The organism is Kordia jejudonensis (assembly GCF_001005315.1).
Taxonomy (GTDB): domain Bacteria; phylum Bacteroidota; class Bacteroidia; order Flavobacteriales; family Flavobacteriaceae; genus Kordia; species Kordia jejudonensis.
Genome location: NZ_LBMG01000172.1, coordinates 1 through 755, shown reverse-complemented (window position 1 = coordinate 755; position 755 = coordinate 1). Strand labels below are relative to the sequence as shown.

At 27.5% G+C, this 755-nt stretch carries 2 protein-coding genes; both read right to left on the bottom strand.

Annotated features, from left to right (window positions below):
- Positions 1-93: 93 nt before the first annotated feature.
- The gene (locus AA089_RS23185) at positions 94-387 is read right to left on the bottom strand and encodes a type II toxin-antitoxin system RelE/ParE family toxin (protein ID WP_046759408.1); all 294 of its coding nucleotides are present in this window, start codon (positions 385-387) and stop codon (positions 94-96) included.
- On the bottom strand, positions 369-605 hold the full coding sequence (locus AA089_RS23180) for a hypothetical protein (RefSeq protein WP_046759407.1): 237 nt from the start codon (positions 603-605) through the stop codon (positions 369-371). The genes AA089_RS23185 and AA089_RS23180 overlap by 19 nt, the downstream gene beginning before the upstream one ends.
- Between the last annotated feature and the right edge of the window lie 150 nt (positions 606-755).

Below are 755 nucleotides of genomic sequence, written 5' to 3'. Positions count from 1 at the left end.
TTTCTAGTTGAAATTTGAAGATTTTTACTAGATTTTTCTTTTTCCTATAAAAATACGGAAAAGATTGGAGAATGTTGATATGAATACTTTTGATCAAGGAGATTTTTTCGTATCCTGTCTATTATCCCAAAAGGATACTATTTCGATAGTCTCATTATTGATTTCATAAAAAATCAAATATACGTCCATTGGAATTACTCTGGTAATTTTATTTGATGTCAATCTACCAATGAAGTGACTCTTAGAGAGCGTATGTGTTATATCTTCAACTTCTAATAGAATTTTGAAACTATAATCAGAGCTTCCATTTCTTTTCATATAGAAATCTAAAGCTTCTTTTAATTCTTCTTTCGCTCGAGATGACCAAATTATTTTTTTCTTAGCCATTCTTTCATTTCTGAAATTACGATTTCGTTATTAATAAAATTTCCTTTTTTGATATCACTACGTCCAGTTTCAATAGATTCTGCTTGTTCAGCCGTCAATTGGAACAACTCTTGTTCAGAACTATCAAATATAGTCTGTAGCGCTTTCAAAAAATTTAAATCCTTGGAATCTTGAATTCTACGAATTAAATTATTTTTTATTTGTGCTGTTGTATCCATGAATAAATTTTGTTTTATAAAAATAACTAAAATTATTTAATTGATTTTATTTCTTGAAAGCTTTATGAATTGAATTCTACATACTTGAGAATTTACATCAATAGCACCCGAAATGTTTGTAAAAATATCGAACACACGTTCAAAATGCGA